This is a genomic window from Arthrobacter sp. Soil764 (assembly GCF_001428075.1).
In the GTDB taxonomy this organism is placed as follows: Bacteria; Actinomycetota; Actinomycetes; order Actinomycetales; family Micrococcaceae; genus Arthrobacter.
Genome location: NZ_LMSI01000002.1, coordinates 1 through 22650 on the forward strand (window position 1 = coordinate 1; position 22650 = coordinate 22650).

A 22650-nucleotide genomic window follows, 5' to 3' on the forward strand; every position below is an offset into this window, starting at 1 on the left:
CCCCGGCGGCGCCGGAGCTGACGGTCAGGACCCCGGCAATTTCCTCCACCGCCGACATCTCGGCGTAGGTGCGTTCCTGTACCGGGGCGTCCGGGGCAAGCATTGCGTGCTGGAACCCAACCGCCTCCGCAGCGTCGCGTGCCTTCATCGCGGCGAGCTGCGCCTCCAAACGGGACACAACCTCCAGCCGTTCCAGCCGGAGTTCGTACCGCCGCTGCAACACATCCACACCGGCACCAACACCAACCCCGGCAGCCAGGAAAGCGTCCTCAGCAGCCAGCGCATCAAGGGCGGCAACGGAGGCATGAACACCCTCCAAAACCACCTCACAACCGCTGCCGATTCCCATGGAAACATCATCCATCGAGGGGCCGACAATTACGGTTTCCAGGCATCAAGCCGCGGCCAGAACGACCGGGACTTGCCGTATCGGGGCACTCAGTTTGGCGCGGTGGCCCAAGCACCCTTTCGCAACACCCCGGCCAGGTTCAGTTCCTGATCAACCAGGACCACATCGGCGGGCATCCCAGGCCGCAGATCGCCTGCCCTAGCTGAAAGACCAAGCACGGCGGCGGGGACGGCGGTCGCGGACGTCACCGCATCCCGCAGGGAAACGCCAGCAGCAACGGTGGCCCGGACAACGTCCAGCAAAGCGCTGGTCCCGCCGGCGATGGCCCCCGTGCCATCCACGCGCGCCACGCCTCCGCTGACTGTCACGGAGAGGGAACCCAGCCGGTACCGCCCGTCGTCCAGGCCGGTGGCGGCCATGGCGTCGGTCACCAGGGCGATGTTCTCCGCACCCACAAGGTCGAACACCAGCTTCACAATTTCCGGGGCCAGGTGCACGCCATCAGCAATCAGTTCCACCACTGCTTTTCCAGCTTTTGCCGCGCTGAGGCTCGCCGAGACAGGGCCGGGGGAGCGGTGGTGCAGGGGAGGCATGGCATTGAATAAGTGCGTTACCGTCGGGCGGTTCCTCCCGGTGGAATTGCCGGCCGAGTCCAAAGCGGCCGCCGCGCGCGCCAGGAAGGCTGCCGAGGTCGTATGGTCCGCCGCGGTGTGGCCCAGCGAAGGAATGATGCCGCGGGCGGTGAGCAGGTCAGCAAGTTCGGAGGCGCCGGGCAGCTCGGCCGCCAAGGTCATGGAGGCCAAGGTTGGCCCTGCCGCGGCCAGCATGCGGGCCACCACATCCGGGTCGGGGTCCAGCAGCAGCGCGGGATTGTGGGCTCCGCACTGCTGGCCCGAGAGGAAAGGACCCTCCAGGTGCGATCCGGCAATCAGCCCCAGTCCTGCCAGCTCCCGCAACACCCCAAGGTTCCGGACCAGGTCCCCTGGCTCTCCGGTGACCAGGCTGCCCACCAGTGTGGTGGTTCCACGGCTGTGCAGGTAGCGTGCAGCCCGCTCGGCGCCGTCGCGATCGCCCTCCGAGAAATCCGAACCATACGCGCCATGGCAGTGCACGTCCACCAGGCCGGGTATCAGGACGCGGCCGGCGGGTGCGTCCGGCGGAACTACCCCGGGAAAGTCCCGCGCAGGGCCCGCGAAGGTGACCAGGCCGCCGTCGGCCGCCACCACCCCGTCCGCAATATCCAGCGACGCGGTGACGATACGCCCGCGAAGAAACAGTTCATTGCCCATCGTTTACTGTCCTTCATTCGTCGGTTGCATCAGCGGTACGGCGGCCACGGCGGCTGCCATGCGGGCGGCCAAGCCTTGGTCCGCGGCGCCAGCCCGGTCCCCGCCCCCGTGCCGGGGCCGCGCCGAGGTGTGTACGGCATGGACTCCCACTTCAAGGAGCGACGGTACCAGCGCCAGGGTGACACCCCCGCCTGCCATGATCTGGACCGAAGGAGCGCTCCGGCGTCCCTGCTGCACAATCCTGCCCAGCATCTCCAAGCCCGCGGCGCAGTTGGGGCCACCACCACTGGTGAGGACCCGGTCCACCCCGGCCTCCTCCAGCCGGGAGAGCGCCTCGGCGGGGTCCAGGCCGGCGGCCAGGGCTGCGTCGAACGCGCGGTGGAACGTGACTTCGGCGTCCGGCCTCACGGCCCGCGCTGCTGCCACGACGCGCCGGATAGCCTGGACATCCGGGCCGCCGTCGGATGCCAGGACACCAACCACCACGCCCGCCGCTCCGGCACCCAAAGCCGCAGCGGCATCGCGCTCAATGACATCGAGCTCGCCGGGTGAATAGGTGAAGTTGCCCGGCCGCGGACGCACCAGGACATGGACGGGAAGGCCCAGCCCGCACGCCTGCTCGATGGTGCCGATGCTTGGCGTGATGCCCTCCGTCTCCGCCAGGGCGGCGCAGAGTTCAACCCTGGCCGCGCCCACGGCGGCGGCCAGCCGGACGCCGTCGGCGTTTTCCACGGCAAGTTCCAGCTGCGGGCGGCGGACAGCAACCACCGGCGTGCCCTGGCCCGTGCTCAAAGCCCCTGCCACGCCGGCTTCCGTCCGAACGTATCCGTGTAGTAGTCCCGGTGGGCCAGCCGCGAGGCTGCGGCCTCGTCCACCAGGACCGAGACGTGCGGGTGCAGCTGGAGCGCGGATGCGGGGCAGTTGGCGGCGACTGGGCCCTCGACGGCGGCCGCGATGGCTTCCGCCTTGGCCTCGCCCATGGCGAGCAGCAGCAGGTGCCGGGCCTCGCGGATGGTGCCCAGCCCCTGGGTCAGGACGTGGTCCGGCACGGCGTCCGCGGAGTCGAAGAAGCGGGCGTTGTCCTGGCGCGTCTGGCGGGTAAGGGTCTTGATCCGGGTGCGCGAGCCGAGCGAGGACATCGGTTCGTTGAAGCCCACATGCCCGTCCGTGCCGATGCCAAGGATCTGGAGATCCACCCCTCCTGCAGCTGCAATCCGCGCCTCGTACTGCTCCGCCTCGGCCTGCAGGTCCTCCGCTATGCCGTCCAGGCCATGCACCGCGTCGGCGCCGAAGTCCACGCTTGCCGTGAATTCCTCCCGGATGACCGAGTGGTATGACTGCGGATGCCCGGCGGACAGTCCCACGTACTCGTCCAGCAGGAACGCCCGGGCCTCTGCGAAGCTCAGGCCGCCGCTGCGGTGCCGTTGGATGAGTTCCTGGTAGGTGCCCAGTGGTGTGGACCCGGTGGCCAGTCCCAGGACGGACGGGCCGCGACGGACCTGGTCCTCGATGGCGTCCGCGGCCGCGCGGGCGACGTCGGCAGGGGTGGGCAGAATGATGATTTCCATGCGGTCTTGGTGCTTCCGGTTGCAGTTGCGGGAGGTAAGGACGGAGGCCGCTACTTCGCGGCCTCTGTCTCCACAGTGACTTCGTCGTCCTCACGGCCAGGGGTTCGCAGGTTCCAGCGCTTGATGACGAAGGAGAAGAGGAAGTAGTAGATCACTGCGTAGCCCAGTCCTATGGGGATGAGCAGCCAGCCGTTCTGTGATTTGCCGAAGTTGAGGACAAAGTCGATCAGGCCTGCTGAAAACGTGAACCCGTGATGGATTCCCAGCGCGTTGACCAGGGCCATGGACGTTCCGGTCAGGGCGGCGTGGACGATGTAGAGCGGGAAGGCCACGAACATAAAGGAGTACTCAAGCGGTTCGGTGATGCCGGTGAAAAAAGCGGTCAACGCGGTGGAGAGCATGATGCCGCCGACGATCTTCTTCTGCGAGGGCTTGGCGTGGCGCCAAATGGCAAGTGCTGCTGCAGGCAGGCCGAACATCATGATGGGGAAGAAACCGGTCATGAAGATGCCCGCGCTGGGGTCCCCGGCGAAGAAGCGGTTGAGGTCACCGCGGACCAGGTGGCCCGAGGCGTCGGTGTAGTCACCGATGAGGAACCAGACGCCGGAGTTCAGGATGTGGTGCAGTCCTGCGGGAATCAGCATGCGGTTGGCGAAGCCGTAGATGCCTCCGCCGGCCACAGCGTTGCTGGCCACTGCCTGGCCCACCGCGGAAAGGCCGGCGTTGAACAGCGGGTAGGCCAGGGCAAGGAGGACGCCGGCGACCAGGCTGGAGACGGAGGTCAGGATTGGCACCAATCGGCGGCCGCTGAAGAAGCCAAGGAAGTCCGGCAGTTTTGTGCGGTAGAACCGCTGCCACAGCGTTGCGGAGAGCAGACCCACCACAATGCCGGCCAGGACGCCGTAGTTGATCATCGCTTGCTTGCCGGCCGGGTCAACCTGTCCGGCCAGGACCAGCGGGGACATGGCCTTGAAGACCCCGTCGATCACCATGTAGCCAACGACGGCGGCCAAAGCAGTGGAACCATCGGCCTTCTTGGCCCAGCCGATGGCGATGCCGACTGCAAAAATGAGCGGCAGCCAAGTGAAAACGGCATTGCCGGCTGCGGAGATGACGGCGGCGCCACCTTCAAATCCAGGGATGGCGCCGAGCAGGTCGGCCTGGCCAATGCGCAGCAGGATGCCTGCGGCGGGGAGAACAGCGATGGGCAGCATCAGGGTGCGGCCCAGGCGCTGCAGTGTGGCAAACGCCTTGTTTGGCTTCTTTTCGGAAGCCAGGGCGGCGGTCTCGGATGTTGACATGGTTGCACCTCTGCGGGTTCTGGTGGGGCTTGTAAAGGAGGGGTTCCAGCCGGTACTGTCTGGTTATGACCAGTTTAGTGTGATCCATCCCACGAGCGCCTGTCAAGGCAATGGGAAATCCTGCCGGGCCATTCAAAAGGCCGGTGGTGGAAGCCATAATTGGTCGCACTTGGGCCGCCGGCCCGGTGAGGAAGCAGTGCTCCGAGTGGGCACCGTCAGAAAGGGCAACCATGTCCAAAGCAGAAAAGATCATTGAAGGACTGGGCGGAGCCGGCAACATCGTGGAGATTGAAGCCTGCATTACCCGCCTTCGCACTGAGGTTAAAGATGGTTCCCTCGTGAACGAGGCCTCCTTGAAGGCGGCCGGAGCCCACGGCGTGCTGGCCTCCGGCACGGCTGTCCAGGTCATCGTTGGCCCCGAGGCCGACACCTTGGCCGAAGACATCGAGGACCTCCTCTAGTGGCGCAGCCCCTGGTGGTCCTGGCGCCCATCGCCGGCACCGTGATTCCCCTTGCCGAGGTCCCGGACCCTGTTTTCGCCGGCCAGATGGTGGGTTCCGGCGCGGCAGTGGAACCGCCCGTAGGCGAGATGTTCGACGTCGTGTCTCCGGTGGCGGGAAAGGTGATCAAGCTGCTGCCGCATGCCTTTGTAGTGGTTGAGTCCTCAGGGCGCGGTGTGCTCACCCATGTGGGCATCGACACGGTCAAGCTCAAAGGCGAAGGCTTTAAGCTGCTGATTGCCCAGGGAGACACTGTGGACGCCGGCGCTGCCGTGATGCGCGTCGATCCCACCGCCGCCCTCGCGGCCGGTTACTCGATGGTGAGTCCCGTCGTCGTCCTCGACACCAAGCCGGACACGGCAACCTTGGTCGGAGCCGGCACTGTCACCGCCGGGCAGCAGCTGTTCTCGCTCGATTAGGGCTGAGCGCTAGAGCCGGACTTCCATGTTCAGGGAGTAGCGGTCGGAGCGGTACCACGAGCGTGAATGCTCGATGGCAAGGGGCCCTGAATAGGACACCCGGTCGAAGGCCAGCACCGGCGCCCCTGTGCCGGTTCCGAGGAGCGCCCCCACGTCCGCGGGGGCGCCCTCGGACCTCACGCTCTGCCGGGCCCTGTCGATCTGGTGCCCGAACTGCGCGGCGAGGGCTTTGTAAACCGAGCCTGTCAGGTCGATATCCAGAAGTCCGCGGGCATGCTCAGGGTTGTACCAGGCGTCATCCACGCTGACCGGCCGGCCGTCTGCAAGTCGGAGGCGCTTCAGATGGATGGCCTCGGAGCCCGGTGGCAGGCTGAGCGCTTCGGCCGTATCCGTGGGGGCAGCGCCGGCTTCGGCCACCAGCACCACCGTGCTGGGCACGTGTCCCATCGCCTCCATTTCCTGCGTGAACGAGGCAAGGTGCAGTGTTGACTGCACGGGGGAATCCGCCACAAACGTGCCCTTGGCCGGAACCCGCACCAGGTGCCCCTCGTTGACCAGGCGGCCGATTGCAGCGCGGACGGTTATGCGGCTGACGCCGTAGGAGTCCATGAGCGTTCGCTCGCTGGGAAGCCGGGCTCCGGGGTCCAGTTCCTCTTTGGCGAGCTTGAGTATGATCAGCCGCAGTTGCTCGTGCTTGGGGACCTGGGTGTTATTGATGGCTGCGGCCGCTGCTCCCGCGGTGCTCCTTGATGTGGCGGACAATTGACGCCCCTCCTGCTGCTGGATAAGTCCGGTCCGGACCACCTGCTTGGATTATTCCACAGGCGCGGGCCGTGGGGAGCCGCCCGCCCACCTTTGTTGCGGGCCGGGCGTCAGCCCACCAGCTCCGCGTCCTGGGCAATGGCGGGCCGGCGTACTGCCCTGGCGCGCAGGGCGAGCATGAGCATGGCGCCCAGCAGTGCCGGCGCCGCGAATGCGATGGCGGCTACGGGGACGCCGCCCCCGAAGCCGACCAGCAGGGCGCCGTAGGTTGGGCCTGCGATGGCCCCGATGCGTCCCACGGCCAGCGCCCAGCCAAGGCCGGTGGCCCGGGTGGCGGCAGGGTAGAACTGTGCGATGTAGTCGTTAATCATGTTTTGCGTCCCCAGCCCGCCAAAACCTGCGACGGCGGCGAGTATGGTCATGAGCGCGGCCGGCGGGTTGGTGGACATCAGGAGCAGGGCCGCCGCTGCACTGACGAAGCCCACCACGACCAGCGGCCGAGGCCCGAACTTCTGGCTGGCAACAGATGCAAGGACAGTGCCGACCACGGCACCCACCGAGTACGCCAGCAGGAATGACACGGAGGATCCGACGCCGAACCCGGCGGTGCGCATGATCTGCGGCAGCCACGTGCTGACGCCAAAGATGGTCAGCAGGCTCAGGACGGTGATGGCCCACAGCAGGACAGTGGTTCCGGCGGTGCCATTGGCGAAGAGGGCGCGGGTGGGGGAGACGCGAACGGCAGCGGCCGGGACATCCAGGGTACGGGGCAGCCCGTAAGCGGCCTCGATCCGGTCTGCCTCGGATGTGCGGAGCTGGGTCCGCAGGAACGAGGGCGACTCCGGCAGCAGGAGCCAGGCGAAGGGAACGATCAGCAGGCCTGCAGCTCCGATCGCGTATACCGGGCGGAACCCGCTGGACTCCAGGACAGCCAGGGACGTCAGCGAGGCGGCAACCGTGCCCGTCGCCGGCCCCGTGAGCACGGCGCCCAGGACCAGCGACTTCTTCCCGGGCGGGGCGAACTCATTGGTGAGGGCCACCGCCGTCGGCAAAAGGCCGCCCACGCCGAAGCAGGCGATGAAGCGGAACGCTGCGAAGAGTTCCCAGCCCGGTGCCATGGCGCAGGCAAGCATGGCCAGCGAAAACAGCGCCAGCGCGCCTACAAAGATCCGACGGCGGCCCAGCCGGTCCGTCAGAGTACCCACGATCAGTGAGCCGAGCAGCATTCCCACCAGCGCCAGGGATCCCACCGCCCCGGCCCCGGCAGGCGTGACATTGAAGGGTGGCTGTCCGATCAGGGCGGGCAGGGTTGCACCGTAGACATAGAGGTCGTAGCCGTCGGCAAGCAGGCCAAGCCAGCACAGCACGAAGATTCCGGCCAGGGATTTGCTGGGGGCATCGGAGTTCATCATTGATTCCAATCGGGTCAAGGGACGCTGGCTGGATGCCTGCGGGACGTCCTTCAGCTTCGCCCCACGGTACTTGCCCTGTGGCCGGTCTTTTCACTGGGTGAAAATCCTCTTTGTGGCGGAGCCCACATTGTCCAAGCTTGATGGAGGCAACAGATGGAGGCGGACATGGCCGGAGCAGGCAGGCAAACAGCAGCCGCGCCCAGCGACGCTGCGCCTGCACTTCCCGGCACGCCCGTGCTGGTGCGGGCCCTGAGCCTGCTGGCCCAGTTTACGGAACAGCGCCGGGCCCTGAGCCTGTCCGAACTGTCCCGCCAGGCCGGCCTTGCCCCGGCAACGGCGCTGCGGCTGGTGAGGCACCTGACCGAGTGGGGTGCACTGGAGCGCCTCGAGGACGGCCGCTACGTGGTGGGGTTACGCCTCTGGGAAATCGCCTCGCTTTCACCGCGGGGCCACGGGGTGCGGCAGATCGCCCTGCCGTACCTTGAGGACCTTTACGAGGTCACGCGGCATCATGTGCTGCTGGCCGTCCGCGAAGGCACGGACGCAGTCCTGATCGACAGGCTCTCCTCGCGTACCGCGACTGAGGTGGCTTACCGGGTTGGAGGCCGAATGCCTTTGCCCACCACCGCCGTCGGGCAGGTCCTGCTTGCCTCCGCCGGCCCGGAACTGCTGCAGGAACTGCTTGCCCAGCACACGGAATCGCACGCGGTCGCGGGCGGAGTTCCGGATTCCGGCAGCCTTCCTGCGGCCCGGCTTCGCGGCGTCCTGGCAAACGTCAGGCAATCCGGCGTCGCGGTGGTCCGCCGGGACCGTCCGTCCCGCACTGTCTCCGTTGCCACACCCATTCACGGGGCGGACGGCGGCGTGGTGGCTGCGCTGTCCATCGTGGTCCCGGATGCCCAGACGCCGGCCCATGAGCTGGTACCGCTGGTCCGCGCCGCCGCGCGTGCCATCTCCCGGAGCCTTGGGTACCAGGCGAAAGCCAGCGGAGCCTGGCGGCACACGCAGCCGCACCCGCAGCCTCTGGAGCCGGGGCACTTCCCCGCCTGAGCCGCAGTCAACTGCGGGTGACCCCGCCGGATTTGAAATCATTCCGTTATTTCCGTCCCCGCCCTTCACCCTTTACGCTTAGAACTACTAAGCATGCTGTCGATTCTGGAGGGTAATCCTGATGCGAAAAGTTTCTGCGCTTGGAGTTGTGACTGCGGCGATGCTGGCTTTGGCAGGCTGTTCCGGAGGAGGCGGCGGTACTGCCACTCCGTCAGGCACGGCAACGACGTCCGCTTCTGCTTCCGCCACACAGACCGCAAACGCCAAGGTGTATTCGGAGGATGAGCTCCGCAACCTCATCTCCGGCAAGAAGGATGCCGATGGGAACGAACTCAAGCTGTACTCCAAGGAACAGGTTGACCAGGGTGGAAACATCGCCAACCTGCTCATGAGCACGGCAACCATCGACCCCAAGGACTGCAAGGACATCGCCACCGCCGGTCTGCTGGACAAGGTGGAAAGCGGTGACGTGGCCGTGGCACTCTCCGAGGGCAACCAGCCGCGCACACTGTCCGCCCAGTCCGGCAGCGAGGGCCCTGACGCCGTCAAGACGCTGAACGACATCAGCGGCAAGATGAACCAGTGCGCCAAGTTCTCGGTCTCGGCCCTGGGCCAGAAGTACGACGTTTCCAGCCAGGAACTGAAGGCGGACACTGACGCTGAAAAGACCTTCGCTACCGTCAGCACCCGCAGCGGCGACAACCAGCAGAAGCTGATGCAGGTTTCCGCTGCCGAAGGCCGCCTGCTGGTGGTTGCCACGAAGAGCGGCACGGACCTGGGCGACCAGGACCAGAAGGAGCTCGAGGAGCTCATTGACGACGTGTTGAAGGCGGCCGAAAGCGGCGCGACGTCGAGCCCCACCTCCACCAGCTCGTCCGGTTCGGCCGGTATGTCCTCGCCGAGCAGCTCGGCTTCGTCCACCGCCTCGTCCACCTCGTCGGCGACGATGTCCTCGGGCAGCGGCTCGTCGTCGTCGGCCTCTCCCACGGCGTCGCGGTAGCGGCACCCACTCCGCAACCTTTGAAAGGGGGCGGGCCGGGACTTTACTGTCCCGGCCCGCCCCCTTTCTGTGTGACTACGGCGCCTACGCGGATAAAGCCGAGTCTGTATCCACGCCCACGGCGGCCAGCCGCGAGAGCAGCTCCGCCAGCAACTGCTCTTTCGGGGCGGAGGCGTCCACCTTCACGAACCCCGCGTACTCCGGCAGATCGCGGTACCCGGCCTGGAATGCGGCGAGATCGTCAAGGCTCTCGGAATCCGTTCCACGCGCAACGATGCGCCGGTGCGCCTCGGCGGGGTCGATATTCAGGTGGATGACGGCGTCCGGCTGCGGCAGGCGGGCCAGCAGCCAGGGCAGGAACCGCCCGCGCGGCAGTCCGCTGGCGGAACGCAGCGCCAGCTGGCAGTGGAGGTGCCGGTCCATCACCACCAGGCCATCGAAGCGGCTGGCGCGCAGGTGTGAGACCAGGGCGTTGCCCACCCTGAGGGCGGTTTCGACGGCGTCAGAGAGTCTGGCGGGCAGGCGCACTCCCAGCCTGGCAGCCACCAGGGACATGACCCGCCGGCCTGCATGGTTGCTCAGGAGCAGGGCCCTGCCGCCCTTCGCCCGCACGGACGACACCAAGGCCTGGGCCGCCGTCGACTTTCCCGATCCGTCGATGCCCGTCAGCACAATGATCACGTGGCCTCCTTCCGCCGTTCCGTTTTAACGCCGGGGGTGGGCGCAACGTCCCGGGTGGGCTGCAATTCACAGGCAGGAGACAGAATCGGACCGAGGAGCGGAAAAGCCAAACGGCCCGCCAGCACATGCTGACGGGCCGCCGGTGGTGAAGAGCCGACTTACATGATGCCGGTGGGTACCAGCAATGCCCAGGCCAGGGCGGGGGCCACCAGCACCACGCCGCCCGCGTAGAACATGAGCTGCTTGTACACGCGCTGCCGGTCGTCGTCGCGGGCGTTGGCTACCACCAGCGCGCCGTCGGTGGAGAAGGGGGAGACGTCGACGACGGTGGCCGCGATGGCCAGCGCGGCCACCGTTCCGGAGGCGCTGAGGGAGCTCGTGGCCAGCAGCGGGCCGGCGAGGGGAATGAACGCGGTCAGCAGTGCCGTGGACGAAGCGAAGGCGGAACCGACGCCGATCACGTAGCACAGGACGAGGGCGATCAGCAACGGCGCACCCAGGGCCAGGGCCTGCTCGGCGAGGGTATCGATGACGCCCACGTGCTCCAGCAGGGATACATAGGTGATCATGCCGGCAACCAGCAGGACGGTGGACCAGGAGATGCCGCCAATGAAGGTTTTGTGCTCCTTGATGTTGATGAAGGCCAGCAGCAACCCGGCGGAGAGGGCAACGAAGCCGATCGGCATGCGGAAGCCCAGGGTGCACACCAGCATCGCGGCAATCAGTGCCAGCGTCAGGATCTGCTGGCCGTGCGGGCGGCCGGCGGGGGACGTGTCGATATCGACGTGCACGCCGCTGGCGCCGTCACGCAGCTTGCCGATCAGTGCGAAGACAACGATCGTCAGCACTGAGAGGATGAGGTTCAGGGCGAAGCTGGCGAGGAACAGGCCGCCCTGGGAGATCGGGAAGTCGTTCTTCACTGCAATGTTGTGAACCAGGACGCCGGCCACGGATAGCGGGGAGAAGCCGCCGGCGTGTGCGCCGTTGATGATGAAGGCGCCCATGACCACCGGGTGGATGCGCGATTCGTACGCGAATCCGATCGCGGCCGGTGCCAGCAGTGCGATGGCGGCGGGGGAGAATGTTCCGAGCGAGGTCAAGGCGGCGGCGATCAGGAAGAACACCCACGGCAGCAGCAGGGTCTTGCCGCGGACCATCCGGACGCAGCCCTTGACGATGATGTCGATGGTGCCGTTCCGCTGGGCCATGCTGAAGAAGTACGTGACGCCGATGATGGTCAGCACGATGCTGGCGGGGAACTCTTCGAGGATCTGCTTATCGGACATCCCCAGCATGAAATATCCGACGCCGAATGACGCCACGAGCCCCATCACGCCAATGTTCAGCGGCCATTTGGTGGCCACGACGAACATCACCACGAGGATCACCAGCGGGATGATCTGGACAGCGGTCATGGTCGGCTCCGGGTCCGTGACGGCTCCCTGGTTGAAGATGCCGCCGACAACGAGGGCAATCACACCCAGGATGGCCAGGCCGGCCACCACCCACAGCAGGATACGACGACGCCGGGAGGAAGCGCGCGCGGGGCGCTTATCCAGCGTTTCGGGTACAGGCGCTGCTTTGGGCTCCGCGCCTTGGGTTGATACGTCTTTGGTCTGCGTTTCTTCTTTTTGGGCAGTCTCAGTCATGACAGTCTCCTCAGAGGGTAGCGCCCACGAGGGCTGCAGCGGCGGCGCTGCCGGAGACCTCGGGGAGATGGATGATGGTGGTGGCGATGGTGCGGGCCGTGCGATCGACGCCGACGAGCAGGCTTCCGTCGTGGTCCTCGGTCCACGTTTCGATCACCCCGGCAGGGGTGCGGAGACGCAGTGTCGCGCCCAGGTGGCGGCCGGTGATGGCGTGCAATACAGTTCCGGGCGTCCGGGCAGCCAGGGTCAGGGCGATGCTCCCGGTGATGGCCAGTGCGGGGTGCGGCTTGCCCATTGAAAGCATCATGACGTTCACATCGCTGGCCGGGTCCCGGTCAGTGGGAGGTCCGACGACGGCGAGCTTGGGGATGGCGCGGGCCGCACCGGCGATGGTGGGAGTCAGTCCCATCCGCACGGCTGCCTGCCGCCGGATCTGTTCCAGGACCTCGAGTTGTTGTTCGATGCCGGTCTGCCAGGTTTCGTAGCGGGACGGGTCCAGGCCGAGTTCAGAAGCCTGGACGATCACCACCGGGGCTCCGGCATCCACCATCGACACCGTCCAACGCGTCCCGCCGGCTGTAATGGTGTCGGTTGCGGCGCCGGTGGGAAGCAGGGCTCCGGTGGTCTTCCCAGCCGGATCCTGGAAACCCAGCCCCACCAGGTGGCCGGGAAACGGCACGCCAGGCATGTGCGCCGACGGTACGTCCGGCAGTTCTCCGGACGGAGTGGCCACGCGCTGGACGATGACCTGGCCGGTGTTCGTGTTCCGGGTGACAACGCGGGTGACGTCGCCTTCCGGAACCACCCATCCCTTCTCGATGGCGTACAGGCCAACCACTGCTGAGCAGTTTCCGCAGTTGCTGCCCCAGTCCACGGTGGCCTCTTCGATGCCCACCTGGGCGAAGGTGAACTCGATGTCCACGCCGTCCCCGGCCGGCCGATGCAGGATCACAGCCTTGCTGGTGGTGGACGTGGCTCCACCCACGCCGTCTATTTGCCGGGAGTCGGGGCTGCCGTACAGCCGCGGCAGCAGCACATCCAGGCTGGCGCCGCCTTCCTGAAGGTGCCCGGCCTCGAACACCCAGCATTTGCTGGTGCCCCCGCGCATCCATTCCGCTTCAAACTTCATTGCTTCCCACATCTCCTTGTGCCTGGTTTTCGTTGTGGCGCCTGAATCGAGAATGAGCCAGATCACAACTGAAGACAATGTGCAATAGTTGAAGAGGGATGTAGTGTTGCTTCAATCAGTTGCAGTAAAAGGCGTCGCGAGCAGTAAAACCTACGCCTGGTGCTGTGGAAGTTCCGCAGCAGTCAGGTTTTCATCGAGCAATTGCAGTTGGTGAATTAAATCCGCGGAAGGGTTAAGAGTTGCTTCACGATGAAGAGGACTATTTGTTCGACATCCGGCGGCTCGCCCTGCTGCTGGAGGTGGTGGAGCAGGGATCCATCACCGCGGCAGCCGAGCTGAAGATGTACAGTCCGTCAGCCGTGTCCCAGCAGCTCCGGAAGCTGGAGCAGGAGGTGGGCCAGCCACTGTTGAACCGCCGCTCGCGTGGGGTGGTTCCCACCGAGGCAGGACAGATGCTGGCCGGCCATGCACGCAAGATCGTGCGCCAGATGCGGGCAGCGCAGTCCGACCTGAACCAGCTGGCAGGACTGAACCGCGGCTCCCTGACGGTAGGTACCTTTCCAACGCTGGCGGGATCCTTCCTGCCCCTCGTCATCCGCGCCTTCAAGAAGCGCTACCCGGCCATCGGCCTGTCCCTGCGCAGCGCCCGGTTCGACGAACTCGTAGCGGACCTCGAATCCGGGGTCACCGGGCTGTGCCTGCTCTGGGACTACCCCTGGAATCCGTTCCACGATGACGCCATCCGCGTCACGGAAGTCTTCCGTGAGAGCACCGTTGTCCTGGTGGCCCGGGGGCACCGGCTGGCGGACCGGGAGGAGGTCAGCATGGAGGACCTCCGCACCGAATCCTGGATTGTGCGGGCGGAGGCGCACCCGGTGGTGGAGGTGCTTCAGCGCTCCGCCCACGACGCCGGGTTCGAGCCGGTGATTGCCTTCCAGGCGAACGACTACCAGGAGGCGCAGGCGATGGTGAGTGTGGGGATGGGGGTGGCAATGGTCCCCAAGACTGCGGTGGCACTGCAGCATCCCGATGTGCGGGTATTGAGCCTGGGTGAGGCTGCGCCGCTGCGGCGGGTATTGCTGGCGCAGCGGCAGGACAAGGTGTACGCCCCGGCTGAGGTCGCCTTCCACTCAACGCTGCTGGAAATCGCGCGGGAACGGGCCGGCGACTATCTGTAGACCGTAGGCTGGAGGCCGGGCGGGGTTATCCGGCCGGTTGCACAGCAGTTCCCAGGTGAAAGGCAGGACCATGACCGTTTCCAGCGACGATCCCCAGAACACCGCAGACCTTCGCGGACCGGGCGACCCGGACGAGGCCAGGAACGAAGCGAAGGAGGCGCCGCAGGCCGGCATGCACCCGGAGCAGCCCGGTGCGTCGAACATCCGGGAGGAACAGCAGGCGCATGCTGCCGGAACCGTCCCGGCGTCGTATGTGGGCGGCGAGGAAGCAGCCCGGGAGCCCGAGCCGGAAGACGCACTTAAGGAGACGGGTACCTGGGATGACGAAGTCTGACGGATGATCACCCGCGCTGACGTCGACCAGGCCGCACAGCGGACCGCGGGCCTCATCCGCAGGACCCCCGTCATGGAGGCGGACCCGGGCGCGTTCAATGGCCCGGTCTGGTTCAAATGCGAATTCATGCAGCACACGGGCACGTTCAAGGCCCGCGGTGCGCTCAACCGGATCCTGGCCAGCAAGGAGCGGGGTGAATTGCGGGCGGACGTGGGCGTTGTTGTGGCGTCGGGCGGAAACGCTGGCCTGGCCAACGCCTATGCGGCCAGGCAGCTCGGCGTGCCCGCAACCGTGTTCGTTCCTCAAACCGCGCCGGCAGTCAAAGTCAGCAAACTGAAGGCGATCGGCGCCACGGTGGTCCAGGGCGGTGCGGAGTATGCGGCCGCCTACCAGGCCGCTGTGGTGCACGCGGAGACCACCGGCGCCATCTACTGCCATGCCTATGATCAGCCGGAAATCGCCGCGGGTGCCGGGACGGTTGGCTCCGAGTTACTGGAACAGGTGCCGGCTGTGGACACGGTCCTGGTGGCCGTGGGCGGTGGCGGGCTGATGGCGGGAGTTGCTGCCGCCGTCGAAGGCTTTGCCAAAGTAGTGGCCGTTGAGCCCAAAACCGCCCCCACCCTGCATGCTGCGCTGGCGGCGGGGAATCCGGTGGATGTCCCGGTCTCCGGCATCGCCGCCGACTCCCTGGGTGCCCGGCGCGTTGGCGACATCGGGTTCTCCGTCGCGGTCCGCTGCGGCGTCGAAAGCGTCCTGGTCTCCGATGAACAGATCATTGCCGCACGTTCGGCGCTGTGGAACGACTACCGGATCGTGGTGGAGCACGGCGCCGCAGCTGCCTACGCGGCACTGACCTGCGGCGCCTACGTGCCGCGGAAGGATGAACGCGTTGCGGTCATCCTGTGCGGCGCCAACACGGATCCGGCCACGCTCTAGGCCCGGACACGAAAAAAGGACCGGCCGCCTGTCCGCAGGCGGCCGGTCCCCTTTGTACGCGGGTTGTTTAGCCGCCGGCCTGGCCGCAGAACTTGCTGTACGTGCTGCCTGCCTCCTGGTAGCGCGACTGGAGATCGGCCAGCTTGTCCTTGTCCGGGTTTTCCTTGGCCTGCTCGTCCGTGTACGCAAGGATCGAGGCCAGGGCGGGCTTGAGATCGTCCGAGGCGACCGCGTGGATGGGGCGGATCTGGTTTGCGAGGTTGTTCATGCCCGTCTTGCCGGCGTTGTTGGCGGGGTTCGACACAACGGCCTGGATCCGCTCGCAGGTTTCAGCGGTGGACAGTTGGTGCGTGGCGGAGCAGGCCGTGGCGGAAGCAACGAGGCCGGCGGCAAACAGGGCTGTGGCGAATTTCTTCATGGGTCCCTCAGTAGTGGTCAGAGGTTTCGATTGTAAGCAGATTGGGTAGCCCCATGCCTTCGCAAGCCCAATACGGGCGCTTAAACTGGCAGCACCAATCGTGCGGAGCTTCCGCAGATGGGCCCCGCGCGCATCGACCCAGACTAAGGAACCAGCATGCGCCAAACAGTACGCCGCCGTGCCGCCGCCGGGCTCGTGGCCTCATTTTCATTGCTTCTTCCCACGGCCCTTCCGGCGCTGGCCGCGCCGGATCCCAGGGAGATAGTGCTCGACGGCGCCACCTCCGCCGAGGGCATCGCGGCAGGGGAGGGCAAGACTTTCTATGCAGGTGAACTCACCACCGGCGACATCTTCCGCGGCGATATCCGCAAGGGCACCGCAAGCCGCTTCATCGACGCGCCCGCAGGTCGCGCGGCCGCCGGGATGAAAGCCGACACCTGCAACGATCTGCTGTTCGTGGCGGGCGCCGCAACGGGCAAGGCCTTCGTCTACGACACCCGGACGGGCGAGCCCGTTGCCGATTTCAACCTGGGCAAAGGGTTCATCAATGACGTCACGCTCACCAGTGCCGGAGCCTGGTTCACCAATTCAGCGGCGGCGGAACTCTACTTCCTGCCGGTGGACGACCACGGCCACCTGGGCAAGGTGAAGACCCTCAAGCTGAGCGGCCCGGCGGCAGAGCTCAGGCAGGGGTTCAACCTGAACGGCATTGCCGCGTCCGAGGACGGCAAGGTACTCATTGTGGCCCACTCCATGAACGGAGCCTTGTACACGGTCAATCCCAAGACCGGGGAAAGCGCCGCAATCAAGGGCGTCAGCGTGCCGTTTGTGGACGGCATCCTGGTGCGCGGCGACAACGTCTGGGCGGTCCAGAACCAGCTGAACCAGATAACGCGCCTTGATCTTTCCAGTGACCTGTCCTCCGCCGAGGTCAGGAACACCATCAAGAGCGACGCCTTCAATATCCCCACCACCGTGGCCCTGTTCGGGGAGGGCACTCTCGCTGCGGTCAATGCCCAGTTCAACCAGCCGCCCAGCCCGTTCGAAGTGGTGCTGGTACCGGCCTGGAAGTAGTGCCTCGACACAAGACTGGCCGGCAGTAGGAACTGCCGGCCAGTCTGGGTGGGGCGAAAGCTATGGATGGGATGGATCAGACGGTCCGCGGCGCCTTGGCCAGGTTGTCCTTCAGCTCCAGGGCGTTCTGCCGCTTTACGTAGGCAGGGCGGTCCCGCTCCACGCGCCAGCTCTCGGACAGCGGCCCCACGTCCACGGTGTCGAAGCCGAATTCGTCGTAGAGGCGGGTGACCAGGTCCGCTGCTTCCGGGTAGTTGCTGGAAGTGGCCAGGGCGCGCCGGTTTTCGGTGCCGGCCGGAGTTCCGTCGGTGGTGATGTCCTTGGCCATGATGTGGTTGAAGCCCTTGGCCACCTTGGACTGGGGCAGGTGCTCCTGCAGCAGGCCCGAGGTGGTGGCTTCGCCATTGTCCAGGGCGGGAATCCTGCCGTCCCGCTCCCAGTAGTAGTTGTTGGTGTCGATCACAATCTTGCCGGCCAGCGGTTCCGCCGGAACGTCCTTGTAGTTCTTCAGCGGCACCGTGACCACGGCGAAGTCCCCGGCCGCTGCCGCTTCAGCTGCCGTGGCCGCGCGGGCTTTGGGGCCCAGCTCGGACACCAGGTCCTGAAGGGTTTCCGGGCCGCGGGAGTTGCTGATGACTACGTCGTAGCCCAGTTCCACGGCCTTCCGTGCAACCTGGCTGCCAATATGTCCTGCACCGATAATTCCGATTGTTGTCATATGGGCCCCAACGCAGGTCCCCGCGCAGATATTTCAGCCCGCTGCGGGGAATAAACGGCCGGCCGGCTGCCTACTTTCCCAGGTAACGGCCGGGCCGGTGGTTCAGGGCAAGGATGAGGTTCAGGAGGGTGGCGCCGGCCGCGGACAGCAGCACCATCAGCGGCGCCACGAGGATAAGCGATGCCAGGACGATGGCCACGTCCAGCACCATCTGCACATACCCCGCCCGCCACTTCAGTTTTTCCTGCAGCAGCAGAGCCAGGATGTTGAAGCCGCCCAGGCTGGACTGGTGCCGGAACAGGATCAGGAGGCCGACGCCGGCGAGCAGGTTTCCGCCCAGCACGCCGTACGCCGGGTCAATCTGCAGGGCCCCCAGGGCCGCGGGGTGCAGGCTGGCCATCGCCGAGACCAGGGCAATGGCGGCGCCGGTGCGGAGGGCGAAGTTCCAGCCCTTCTTCCACACCGCCAGGGCGAAGAACGGCAGGTTCACCGTAAAGAAGATGACGCCGAAAGGCAGCGCGACCGAATAGCTGAGCAGCAGCGCCAGGGCTGCGGTGCCTCCAGTCACGGCCCCGCTGGACTTGAGCAGGAACAGCCCTAGAGACGCGGCGAACGTGCCAGTCAGGATGCCCAGGACGTCCTCAACCACGGAATGACGGACGGCCGACGGCGGCGCTGAAGGTGCCGCCGTCGGCCCTTCCACATGCCGGGCGGGGGCAGCAGGGGTTTCTGTGGAGGTACTCACCGGGCTGTGCCCGCCTCACCATGGAACCGCCCGCGATCGGACAGGACGGCAAGGACACGGTTGTTGGTGGCTTCATCTGCCAAGGTGATGCGCACCCCGTCGACGGCGTAACCGCGCACCAAGATATCGGCGTCGGCCAGCGCTTCCAGGATCCGCACGCGCAAATCGTCCTCAGCACGCAGCCAGTAGAAGTTGGCCTGGCTGTCCGGCACATCCCAGCCGTAGCTTCGCAGCGCCTCGATGACCCGGGTGCGTTCCCGGGCTACCGCCTCGGTCCGTTCAAGGACCTCGTCCCCGGCTGCAAGCGAGGCAACCGCGGCCGCCTGCGCCATTCTGTTGACGCCGAAGGGGACGGCGGTTCGGCGGAGGCCTTCGGCGATGTCCGGGCGGGCTATGGCGTAGCCAATCCGCAGGCCTGCCAGCCCGTAGGCCTTGGAGAAGGTCCGCAGGATGCACAGGTTGGGGTAGCGGCGGTAGAAATCGAGCGAGTCAACGCCTGGCCCGCGCTGGAACTCGATGTAGGCCTCGTCCAGCACTACCAGCACGCGTGCCGGAACCGAGCGGAGGAACTCCTCAAGCGCAGCTTCACTGATGGACACGCCGGTGGGGTTGTTGGGTGAGCAGAGGATCACCAGGCGGGTTCGGTCGGTGATCGCGGCGGCCATGGCGTCGAGGTCGTGGTGCTCGTTGGCCAGCAGCGGCACAGGGACCGAGACGGCGCCCGCCACGGCCACCAGGATGGGGTAGGCCTCGAAGGACCGCCATGCATACACCACCTCGTCGCCGTGGCCGCAGACGGCGGAAATGATCTGCTGCAGCACACCCGAGCTTCCCGGGCCGGCGGCAATTTCGTCAGGGCTGACACCGAAGTGCCCGGCAATGGCTTCACGTGCCTCCACCGCACCCATGCTGGGGTACCGGTGGATCCTCCCGGCCTCGGCCGAGATGGCTTCGATGACGGACGGCAGGGGAACGAAGTGGCTTTCATTCGAGGCCAGGGCGGCGGTCAGGTCAGACTGCGCGCTCTTGCCGGCCACATAAGCGGGAAGCTCGGCGACGGCGGCGCGGACCTCGGGTGCCGCGGCTGCGGGAAGGGTGCTGGTCATGGACAGCATGGTGCGCGGATTCAGGACGTTTGCGCAACACAACGGTTTGACGGAGGACAGATCAAGCCTTGGGAACAGGCCGGGGTGGCAAAATGCTTAGTATGCACCTCATCGATGCTCTTGATGCAGAGATCCTCCTCACACTCGACCGGGACCCGCAGGCCACCGTCCTGTCCCTCTCGAGGACGCTGGGCGTGGCACGCAATACTGTGCACGCCCGGCTCCGCCGGCTGGCCACCGACGGGAGCCTGGCGCCCTTCAGCCAGCGGGTGCGGACGGAAGCGTTGGGCCTGCCGCTGCTGGCCTTCATTTCAATCTCGATCAGCCAGTCCTCCAGCGACATTGCCGTGGCGGCGCTGCAGACTATTCCGGAGATCATCGAGATGCATGCCACCACCGGTGACGCCGACCTGCTCGCCAAGGTGGCCGCGAAGGACCCTGCCGACCTTCACCGCATCACCAACGCGATGCTGGCGATTGACGGCGTCGTCCGTACCAGCACCGCCATGTCCCTGGTGGAGGTCATGCCCACCCGCACCCTGCCGCTGCTGCAGGCGGCAACCCGCAAATAGCGGACCAACGCCCGCTCACCTTTGGCGCGTTTCCTGGCAACGCCCGCTCACCTTTGACCCGTTTTGAGGCAACGCCCGCTCACCTTTGACCCGTTTTGAGGCAACGCCCGCTCACTCCAGGGGTTGAGAGTGAGCGGGCGATTGGGCAATAGACGTCAAAAGTGAGCGGGCGTCCAAGGGGCGTAGAAGCAAACGCAATAGAACAAATTCTCCCAATAACTTTCGGTCAAACTGTTGACGGACTTTGTCAGGCGCTGATAAACCTGAAGGGCAGAAAGCGTTTCCTCACAGACCAAATCCCTCGAAATTACTCCCGTGGGCATGCTTGGCCAAACGAATGAAACGTTACAAAACTGTCGTGCGGCAGACTCAGCTGCCGCCGCATCAAAGGAGATGTTCTTTTGGCACACCGCTCAATGTGTTCCCCGAAGTCCCCAGCGGGCAGGGCCTGGAAGGCTGCGCCCGCCGCAGCCGTGGCCACTTTCACCGCAGCGGCGCTCGCTTTCACCGGTGTCCCGTTCGCCGCTGCTGATCCAGGCCAGCCAACCCCGGCAGTGTCCGGACCCACGCGCCAGGTGGAAAACCTGGACCGCGCCCCGGTGGCAGTGCTCACGGACCAGGGCGTCACCCTGGGCTGGCGGATGCTGGGCCTGGACAAGGACAGCGTGGGCTTCCATGTAATCCGCGACGGCGTCCAGATCACCGACGAGCCCATCCGCAGCAGCACCACCTATGTGGACCCGGCGGGAACGGCGGCCTCGAAGTACGTCATCAAGACGGTGGGCAACGGCAACGGGCAGGACAAGCTCAGTGCCGAGTTCAGCCCGCTGGCACAGAACTACCTGCCCATCAAACTGGACAAGCCGGCCGATGGCGTCAGCAAGGACGGCAAGCCGTACACCTACACGGCCAACGATTCGACCGTGGCGGACCTGGACGGCGATGGCGCCTACGAAATCATCCAGCTGTGGAACCCTTCCAACGCGCAGGACAACTCCAAATCCGGCTACACCGGCAACGTATACGTGGACGCCTACAAGATGGACGGCACCAAGCTGTGGCGCATCGACCTGGGCCGCAATATCCGCGCCGGGGCCCACTACACCCAAATGCTGGCCTATGACTTTGACGGCGACGGCAAGGGGGAAGTGGCCTTCAAGACCGCCGACGGCACCACCGATGCGGCAGGAACGGTCATTGGCGATGCCGCCGCAGACTACCGCACCAGCGCCGGCTACATCCTCTCCGGGCCGGAATACCTCACGGTATTCAACGGCGCCAGCGGCACCATCATGGACACCGTTCCCTACGACCCGCCCCGCGGAAGTGTTGCCGCCTGGGGCGACAGCTACGGCAACCGCGTGGACCGTTTCCTGGCAGGCGTTGCCTACCTCGACGGCGAGCACCCGTCCCTGATGTTCAGCCGCGGCTACTACACCCGCACCGTCCTGGTCACCTACGACCTGGTCAACGGCAAGCTGGTCAAGCGGTGGAAGTTCGATTCCGACGTTGCCGGCGCCGAGTACAAAGGCCAGGGCAACCACAACCTCTCCGTAGCGGACGTGGACCAGGACGGCAAGGACGAGTTCGTCTTCGGCTCCATGACCATCGACGACGACGGCACCCCGCTGTACAACACCAAGCTCGGCCATGGCGACGCCATCCACACCGGCGACCTTGATCCGTCACGCCCGGGCCTGGAGACGTTCGCCGTCCACGAGAGCATGTCCGCCAGCGGCAACCGCGGCGCCACGTTCCGCGATGCCGCAACGGGCGAGGTTCTGTGGAGCATTCCCGCGGTCAAGGACACGGGCCGCGGCGCCACCGGCGACATCGACCCCCGCTTTCCCGGCTCGGAAAGCTGGGCCGTGGGTGGCGACGCCGCCTGGAACTCGCCCGTCGGGTTCCTGATGTCTGCCAAGGGCGAGCGGATTGCGGACAAGATCCCCGCCGCCAACTTCATGGCGTGGTGGGACGGCGACCTGCTGCGGGAAGTTGTAGACCACGACTTCAACGCCGAGGCAGGCATGGGCGTACCCACCATCTCCAAGTGGAACTGGGAGACCGAAACCAGCGACAGGTTGCTGACGGCCACCGGTGCCCGCACCAACAACCACACCAAGGGCAACCCCTCGCTGCAGGCGGACCTGCTGGGCGACTGGCGCGAGGAATTGGTGTTCCCGTCCGCGGACAGCACCGAGCTTCGGGTTTACACCACCACCTCGCCCACCGAGGTCCGGCTCCGCACCCTGATGCACGATCCCATGTACCGGACCGCGGTTGCCCGCGAAACGGTGGGCTACAACCAGCCCCCGCACCCGAGCTTCTTCATCGGCCAGGGCATGCAGACCCCTGCCATGCCGGCAGTCTTCTACGCCGGAAACGCCAAGTAGGCCCAGTCCAACTATCGCGGGACGGCTGGCAGCAATGACAACGACCGTGGCCAACCGCCACGGTCGT

Annotated in this window: 23 protein-coding genes and 1 pseudogene; 10 read left to right on the forward strand and 14 right to left on the reverse strand. The window is 66.1% G+C overall.

What is annotated here, in order from left to right:
* The 5 genes and pseudogenes from ASG86_RS02340 to ASG86_RS02360 form a co-directional block, all read right to left on the reverse strand.
* Positions 1 to 349, reverse strand: a pseudogene (locus ASG86_RS02340) (HNH endonuclease signature motif containing protein); the annotation flags it as partial.
* Positions 350 to 438: 89 nt separating this feature from the next.
* Positions 439 to 1638: an N-acetylglucosamine-6-phosphate deacetylase gene (locus tag ASG86_RS02345; protein ID WP_056329732.1), complete on the reverse strand. Its 1200-nt coding sequence runs from the start codon at positions 1636 to 1638 to the stop codon at positions 439 to 441.
* 3 nt (positions 1639 to 1641) lie between these two features.
* The gene (locus ASG86_RS02350; protein WP_056329735.1) at positions 1642 to 2442 is read right to left on the reverse strand and encodes a copper homeostasis protein CutC; all 801 of its coding nucleotides are present in this window, start codon (positions 2440 to 2442) and stop codon (positions 1642 to 1644) included.
* On the reverse strand, positions 2427 to 3206 hold the full coding sequence (nagB, locus tag ASG86_RS02355; protein WP_056329738.1) for a glucosamine-6-phosphate deaminase: 780 nt from the start codon (positions 3204 to 3206) through the stop codon (positions 2427 to 2429). The genes ASG86_RS02350 and nagB overlap by 16 nt, the downstream gene beginning before the upstream one ends.
* A 50-nt stretch (positions 3207 to 3256) precedes the next feature.
* Complete coding sequence (locus tag ASG86_RS02360) at positions 3257 to 4507, reverse strand: PTS transporter subunit EIIC (RefSeq protein ID WP_056329740.1); 1251 nt, start codon at positions 4505 to 4507, stop codon at positions 3257 to 3259.
* A gap of 230 nt (positions 4508 to 4737) precedes the next feature.
* Between ASG86_RS02360 and ASG86_RS02365 the strand changes: the two genes are divergently transcribed.
* Positions 4738 to 4968, forward strand: coding sequence for a glucose PTS transporter subunit EIIB (locus tag ASG86_RS02365; protein WP_050053469.1), 231 nt, complete (start codon positions 4738 to 4740; stop codon positions 4966 to 4968).
* Positions 4968 to 5426: a PTS sugar transporter subunit IIA gene (locus tag ASG86_RS02370; protein ID WP_056329743.1), complete on the forward strand. Its 459-nt coding sequence runs from the start codon at positions 4968 to 4970 to the stop codon at positions 5424 to 5426. The genes ASG86_RS02365 and ASG86_RS02370 overlap by 1 nt, the downstream gene beginning before the upstream one ends.
* A 9-nt stretch (positions 5427 to 5435) precedes the next feature.
* Here the strand turns inward: ASG86_RS02370 and ASG86_RS02375 are convergent, their stop codons facing one another.
* Together ASG86_RS02375 and ASG86_RS02380 are read right to left on the reverse strand one after the other, a co-directional pair.
* On the reverse strand, positions 5436 to 6188 hold the full coding sequence (locus ASG86_RS02375; protein ID WP_056329746.1) for a GntR family transcriptional regulator: 753 nt from the start codon (positions 6186 to 6188) through the stop codon (positions 5436 to 5438).
* A 110-nt stretch (positions 6189 to 6298) separates the two neighbouring features.
* Positions 6299 to 7597: an MFS transporter gene (locus ASG86_RS02380; protein ID WP_056329749.1), complete on the reverse strand. Its 1299-nt coding sequence runs from the start codon at positions 7595 to 7597 to the stop codon at positions 6299 to 6301.
* A gap of 168 nt (positions 7598 to 7765) precedes the next feature.
* Between ASG86_RS02380 and ASG86_RS02385 the strand changes: the two genes are divergently transcribed.
* Complete coding sequence (locus ASG86_RS02385; RefSeq protein WP_235565067.1) at positions 7766 to 8650, forward strand: IclR family transcriptional regulator; 885 nt, start codon at positions 7766 to 7768, stop codon at positions 8648 to 8650.
* 121 nt (positions 8651 to 8771) lie between these two features.
* Positions 8772 to 9650 (forward strand): hypothetical protein, encoded by an 879-nt coding sequence (locus ASG86_RS02390; RefSeq protein ID WP_235565068.1) that lies wholly within the window; start codon positions 8772 to 8774, stop codon positions 9648 to 9650.
* Between the two features lie 84 nt (positions 9651 to 9734).
* Here the strand turns inward: ASG86_RS02390 and ASG86_RS02395 are convergent, their stop codons facing one another.
* From ASG86_RS02395 to ASG86_RS02405, 3 genes are all read right to left on the reverse strand, one after another.
* Positions 9735 to 10331, reverse strand: a complete 597-nt coding sequence (locus ASG86_RS02395) for an AAA family ATPase (protein WP_056329754.1) — start codon at positions 10329 to 10331, stop codon at positions 9735 to 9737.
* 158 nt (positions 10332 to 10489) lie between these two features.
* Positions 10490 to 11980 carry an SLC13 family permease gene (locus ASG86_RS02400; protein ID WP_442854284.1) on the reverse strand — a complete coding sequence of 497 codons (1491 nt, stop codon included), beginning with the start codon at positions 11978 to 11980 and terminating at the stop codon, positions 10490 to 10492.
* Positions 11981 to 11990: 10 nt separating this feature from the next.
* Positions 11991 to 13109, reverse strand: a complete 1119-nt coding sequence (locus ASG86_RS02405) for a PrpF domain-containing protein (RefSeq protein ID WP_056329757.1) — start codon at positions 13107 to 13109, stop codon at positions 11991 to 11993.
* A gap of 239 nt (positions 13110 to 13348) precedes the next feature.
* On the opposite strand from ASG86_RS02405, the gene ASG86_RS02410 reads away from it, so the two are divergent.
* The 3 genes from ASG86_RS02410 to ASG86_RS02420 all read left to right on the forward strand — a co-directional run bounded on the left by ASG86_RS02410 (position 13349) and on the right by ASG86_RS02420 (position 15557).
* Entirely contained in the window at positions 13349 to 14287 is a 939-nt protein-coding gene (locus ASG86_RS02410) for a LysR family transcriptional regulator (RefSeq protein WP_056329760.1), read from the forward strand.
* Positions 14288 to 14357: 70 nt separating this feature from the next.
* A complete protein-coding gene (locus ASG86_RS02415; protein ID WP_056329763.1) occupies positions 14358 to 14621 on the forward strand; it encodes a hypothetical protein in 264 nt (87 codons plus the stop codon).
* A gap of 3 nt (positions 14622 to 14624) precedes the next feature.
* The gene (locus ASG86_RS02420) at positions 14625 to 15557 is read left to right on the forward strand and encodes a threonine/serine dehydratase (RefSeq protein ID WP_056329766.1); all 933 of its coding nucleotides are present in this window, start codon (positions 14625 to 14627) and stop codon (positions 15555 to 15557) included.
* A gap of 67 nt (positions 15558 to 15624) precedes the next feature.
* Here the strand turns inward: ASG86_RS02420 and ASG86_RS02425 are convergent, their stop codons facing one another.
* Complete coding sequence (locus ASG86_RS02425) at positions 15625 to 15975, reverse strand: hypothetical protein (protein WP_056329769.1); 351 nt, start codon at positions 15973 to 15975, stop codon at positions 15625 to 15627.
* Between the two features lie 156 nt (positions 15976 to 16131).
* Between ASG86_RS02425 and ASG86_RS02430 the strand changes: the two genes are divergently transcribed.
* Entirely contained in the window at positions 16132 to 17049 is a 918-nt protein-coding gene (locus ASG86_RS02430) for an SMP-30/gluconolactonase/LRE family protein (RefSeq protein ID WP_056329772.1), read from the forward strand.
* Positions 17050 to 17125: 76 nt separating this feature from the next.
* On the opposite strand, the gene ASG86_RS02435 is transcribed toward ASG86_RS02430, so the two are convergent.
* From ASG86_RS02435 to hisC, 3 genes are all read right to left on the reverse strand, one after another.
* Positions 17126 to 17767 (reverse strand): NADPH-dependent F420 reductase, encoded by a 642-nt coding sequence (locus tag ASG86_RS02435; protein ID WP_056329775.1) that lies wholly within the window; start codon positions 17765 to 17767, stop codon positions 17126 to 17128.
* Positions 17768 to 17837: 70 nt separating this feature from the next.
* On the reverse strand, positions 17838 to 18512 hold the full coding sequence (locus tag ASG86_RS02440; RefSeq protein WP_056329776.1) for a YitT family protein: 675 nt from the start codon (positions 18510 to 18512) through the stop codon (positions 17838 to 17840).
* Positions 18509 to 19627, reverse strand: coding sequence for a histidinol-phosphate transaminase (gene hisC / locus ASG86_RS02445; RefSeq protein ID WP_156386107.1), 1119 nt, complete (start codon positions 19625 to 19627; stop codon positions 18509 to 18511). The genes ASG86_RS02440 and hisC overlap by 4 nt, the downstream gene beginning before the upstream one ends.
* 83 nt (positions 19628 to 19710) lie before the next feature.
* Between hisC and ASG86_RS02450 the strand changes: the two genes are divergently transcribed.
* Both ASG86_RS02450 and ASG86_RS02455 read left to right on the forward strand, forming a co-directional pair.
* Complete coding sequence (locus tag ASG86_RS02450; protein ID WP_056329779.1) at positions 19711 to 20190, forward strand: Lrp/AsnC family transcriptional regulator; 480 nt, start codon at positions 19711 to 19713, stop codon at positions 20188 to 20190.
* Between the two features lie 416 nt (positions 20191 to 20606).
* Positions 20607 to 22583 carry a rhamnogalacturonan lyase gene (locus ASG86_RS02455; protein WP_082566644.1) on the forward strand — a complete coding sequence of 659 codons (1977 nt, stop codon included), beginning with the start codon at positions 20607 to 20609 and terminating at the stop codon, positions 22581 to 22583.
* Positions 22584 to 22650 lie beyond the last annotated feature (67 nt).

Excerpts from the sequence above, each read along its gene's own strand:
- ASG86_RS02345 (WP_056329732.1), bottom strand. The coding sequence starts at position 1,638 with ATGGGCAATGAACTGTTTCTTCGCGGGCGTATCGTCACCGCGTCGCTG.
- nagB (WP_056329738.1), bottom strand. The coding sequence starts at position 3,206 with ATGGAAATCATCATTCTGCCCACCCCTGCCGACGTCGCCCGCGCGGCC.
- ASG86_RS02360 (WP_056329740.1), bottom strand. The coding sequence starts at position 4,507 with ATGTCAACATCCGAGACCGCCGCCCTGGCTTCCGAAAAGAAGCCAAAC.
- ASG86_RS02365 (WP_050053469.1), top strand. The coding sequence starts at position 4,738 with ATGTCCAAAGCAGAAAAGATCATTGAAGGACTGGGCGGAGCCGGCAAC.
- ASG86_RS02380 (WP_056329749.1), bottom strand. The coding sequence starts at position 7,597 with ATGAACTCCGATGCCCCCAGCAAATCCCTGGCCGGAATCTTCGTGCTG.
- ASG86_RS02385 (WP_235565067.1), top strand. The coding sequence starts at position 7,766 with ATGGCCGGAGCAGGCAGGCAAACAGCAGCCGCGCCCAGCGACGCTGCG.
- ASG86_RS02390 (WP_235565068.1), top strand. The coding sequence starts at position 8,772 with ATGCGAAAAGTTTCTGCGCTTGGAGTTGTGACTGCGGCGATGCTGGCT.
- ASG86_RS02400 (WP_442854284.1), bottom strand. The coding sequence starts at position 11,980 with ATGACTGAGACTGCCCAAAAAGAAGAAACGCAGACCAAAGACGTATCA.
- ASG86_RS02405 (WP_056329757.1), bottom strand. The coding sequence starts at position 13,109 with ATGAAGTTTGAAGCGGAATGGATGCGCGGGGGCACCAGCAAATGCTGG.
- ASG86_RS02415 (WP_056329763.1), top strand. The coding sequence starts at position 14,358 with ATGACCGTTTCCAGCGACGATCCCCAGAACACCGCAGACCTTCGCGGA.
- ASG86_RS02420 (WP_056329766.1), top strand. The coding sequence starts at position 14,625 with ATGATCACCCGCGCTGACGTCGACCAGGCCGCACAGCGGACCGCGGGC.
- ASG86_RS02425 (WP_056329769.1), bottom strand. The coding sequence starts at position 15,975 with ATGAAGAAATTCGCCACAGCCCTGTTTGCCGCCGGCCTCGTTGCTTCC.
- ASG86_RS02430 (WP_056329772.1), top strand. The coding sequence starts at position 16,132 with ATGCGCCAAACAGTACGCCGCCGTGCCGCCGCCGGGCTCGTGGCCTCA.
- ASG86_RS02435 (WP_056329775.1), bottom strand. The coding sequence starts at position 17,767 with ATGACAACAATCGGAATTATCGGTGCAGGACATATTGGCAGCCAGGTT.
- hisC (WP_156386107.1), bottom strand. The coding sequence starts at position 19,627 with ATGCTGTCCATGACCAGCACCCTTCCCGCAGCCGCGGCACCCGAGGTC.
- ASG86_RS02450 (WP_056329779.1), top strand. The coding sequence starts at position 19,711 with ATGCTTAGTATGCACCTCATCGATGCTCTTGATGCAGAGATCCTCCTC.
- ASG86_RS02455 (WP_082566644.1), top strand. The coding sequence starts at position 20,607 with ATGTGTTCCCCGAAGTCCCCAGCGGGCAGGGCCTGGAAGGCTGCGCCC.